This window comes from Myxococcus sp. CA005 (assembly GCF_006518205.1).
In the GTDB taxonomy this organism is placed as follows: domain Bacteria; phylum Myxococcota; class Myxococcia; order Myxococcales; family Myxococcaceae; genus Myxococcus; species Myxococcus xanthus.
Window position 1 is genome coordinate 1 of the sequence record NZ_SRLV01000182.1, and the last position, 2971, is coordinate 2971.

The window sequence follows — 2971 nt, forward strand, 5'->3', positions numbered from 1 at the left end:
GCCCGGAACGGGTGCTCACCTCGGGCCGGAATCGGTGCTCACCATGCCCGGAACGGGTGCTCACCATGCCCGGAACGGGTGCTCACCTCGGGCCGGAATCGGTGCTCACCATGGTCCGGTACACGCAGGTGGGAGGATGATTGGCCTCGAGGTACGCGCCCGGATTCGCCAGTTGCACTACGCGGAAGGCTGGCCGGTGGGCACCATCGCCACGCAGCTGGGGCTGCACCACGACACCGTGGAGGCGGCCCTGGAGGACGCGCCGGTAGCCAGTGCTGACAGAAGCACGGCGAAGCCCACGGTGCTGGGCCCGTACACGGACTTCATTGACGTCACCCTCAAGGCCCACCCGCGCCTGAGGGCCACGCGCCTCTTCCACATGGTGAAGGCCCGTGGCTACCTGGGCGGCTATGAGCAGGTGAAGCGCTATGTGCGACGGGTGCGCCCAGGCCCCCAGGCCGAGGCCTTCTTGCGCCGCAATACCCTGCCGGGCGAAGAGGCCCAGGTGGACTGGGGCAGCTTCGGCAAGGTGCGGGTGGGGCGGGCCACCCGGACGCTCTCCTGCTTCGTCCTGGTGCTGGGCCACTCGCGCGCCATGTACGCGCGCTTCTTCCTGGGCCAAACCATGGAGTGCTTCCTCCAGGGCCACGTCCAAGCCTTCGAAGCGCTGGGCGGCGTGCCTCGCAACCTCCTCTACGACAACCTGAAGTCCGTCGTGCTGCAGAGGGCCGGAGACGTCATTCACTTCCACCCGCGCATATTGGAAGCCGCCGGCCACTACCACTTCGTCCCCAAGCCCTGCGCCCCCTACCGCGGCAATGAGAAGGGAAAGGTGGAGCGCACCATCCGCTACCTGCGCGACTCCTTCTTCTCCGCGCGCACCTTCCACAGCCTCGACGACGTCAACCGCCAACTGCAGCGCTGGGTGGAGGAGGTGGCCCACCAGCGCCGGGTGCCCGGCGACGCCTCGGGCCGCACGGTGGCGCAGGCCCTGGAAGCCGAGCGCTCCCTGCTGCTGCCGCTGCCCGCGCACCCGCTGCCCACCGACGTGGTGCGCCCCGCCGCCTCCGGCAAGACGCCCTACGTGCGCTTCGACGGCAACGACTACTCCATTCCCGAGGGCCTGGTGCGCCGGCCCCTCACGCTGGTTGCCTCGTCCACCACGGTGCGCCTCCTCGACGGCGCCGTGGAAGCCGCCTCGCACGTGCGCAGCTGGGACAAGGGCGCCGTCGTCGAGGATGCCAGCCACCTGGCTGCCCTGGCCAGGCGCAAGGCCCACGCCCACGAGCTGCGTGGCAGGGACTTGCTGCGCGCACGCTGCCCGCACGCCGAGCAACTCCTCCAGGCGCTCACCAGCCGCGGCGACAACCTCGGCAACCACACCGTGAAGCTGCTGGCGCTGGCCGACAGGTACGGCTCCGCCGAAACCGACGCCGCCATCGCCGAGACGCTCGCTCGCGGCGCACTCGGCCCCGCCGCCGTCGCCCACGTCCTTGACCAACGCAGCCGCAAAAGGGGCGCCCCTCCGCCGCTGCCCCTCGTGCTGCCGGATGACCCGCGCGTGCGCGAGCAACGCGTCCCCCAGCACTCCCTCAACCCCTACGACGCCCTCCTCGGGCGCGACACGGAGCAAGTGCCATGAGCCCCTTGAAGGAACGCCTCAACACCCTGGGCCTGCATCACACCAGTGCCGCGCTCGATGACCTCATTGCCCTGGCCACCAAACGCAGGTGGGGCCCCACCGAGTTGCTGGAAGCCATCACCGAGGAAGAGACGAAGGACAGAGCCCGGCGCAGCGTGGAGCGGCGCCTGTCGCGCAGCAAGCTGGGCGCGCTCAGGACGATGGCCGACTTCGACTGGGGCTGGCCCAAGCGCATCGACAGGACAGCCGTCGAGGGCGCCCTGGCGCTGGACTTCATGGCCCGCCCCGCCAACGTCGTCCTCGTCGCGCCCCAAGGACTGGGCAAGACGATGATTGCTCAGAATATCGCCTACAACGCCGTGCAGGCTGGGCACCCCGTCCTCTTCACCACCGCCTCCCAGTTGCTGCTCGACTTGGGAAGCCAGGACTCCGCTCGCGCTCTCGACAGGCGCCTGAAGCACTACTGCACTCAGGCGGGGTTGCTCGTCATCGACGAGATTGGCTACCTCTCCTACGACGCCAGGAACGCCGACCTCCTCTTCCAGGTGGTGTCGCGCAGGTATGAGAAGAAGCCGATTGTCCTGACGACCAACCTCCCATTCTCCGAGTGGACCACCATCTTCCCCAACGCCGCGTGCGCCATCGCCCTCATTGACCGCGTCATCCACCACGCGAGCATCATCAGCATCGAGGGCGACAGCTACCGCAGGCGTATGGCCGAGGAATCACGCGCGGAGCGCAAGGCAAGGAAGAGCTGAGCGTCCCCGCGACTCACCGATGCCCACCAGCCTCGCTCTGCGCCCCGCAATCGGAGCGCAGCGCGGGGCCGTCTTGCGTTGCCTCGACTCGATACCTGCGCTCGCCGATGACCCGATTTCCGCGCTCCGCGATGACCGCGGCGATGACCAGAATCCCGCGCTCTTTGATGACCGCCAACAATCGGGCCACCGTTGTCCGAATGCAGCACAAGCCCCTCGGAGCAGCCAGCTTCCTGCCAGCAGCGGCGGATGAGGGCCGCGGCCTGCTCGGACGACTCTTCCTCGTGCACCTCGAAGCCCATGATGCGGCGGCTGAAGACGTCCACCACCAAGTACAGGTAGAGGAAAGCCCCCTTCACCGGGCCCTTCAGGTAGGTGATGTCCCAACTCCACACCTGATTCGGCCCGGTAGCGAGATGCTCGGCCCGGGGCGTGGGCGCCTAGCACTACTGCGTCAGGGGTAGGCAGAAGGGAGAGTGGGCGACGGAGGGCTGGGCGGGCAGGCCCTCATTGCATTGGCCGCCATCCGCCCCACTCATGAAGCAGGTATGGACTCCTTCATGAACGCCGC

At 68.3% G+C, this 2971-nt stretch carries 2 protein-coding genes and 1 pseudogene; 2 read left to right on the forward strand and 1 reads right to left on the reverse strand.

Translation table 11 applies throughout. The annotated features are described in order from the left end of the window. The first annotated feature begins 136 nt into the window (after positions 1-136). Together istA and istB are read left to right on the forward strand one after the other, a co-directional pair. Complete coding sequence (gene istA / locus FMQ63_RS36915; RefSeq protein ID WP_011553633.1) at positions 137-1642, forward strand: IS21 family transposase; 1506 nt, start codon at positions 137-139, stop codon at positions 1640-1642. Next, positions 1639-2400: an IS21-like element helper ATPase IstB gene (gene istB / locus FMQ63_RS36920; protein WP_011553634.1), complete on the forward strand. Its 762-nt coding sequence runs from the start codon at positions 1639-1641 to the stop codon at positions 2398-2400. The genes istA and istB overlap by 4 nt, the downstream gene beginning before the upstream one ends. Positions 2401-2582: 182 nt before the next feature. Here the strand turns inward: istB and FMQ63_RS36930 are convergent. Next, positions 2583-2819: pseudogene (locus FMQ63_RS36930) on the reverse strand (DDE-type integrase/transposase/recombinase); the annotation flags it as partial. Positions 2820-2971 lie beyond the last annotated feature (152 nt).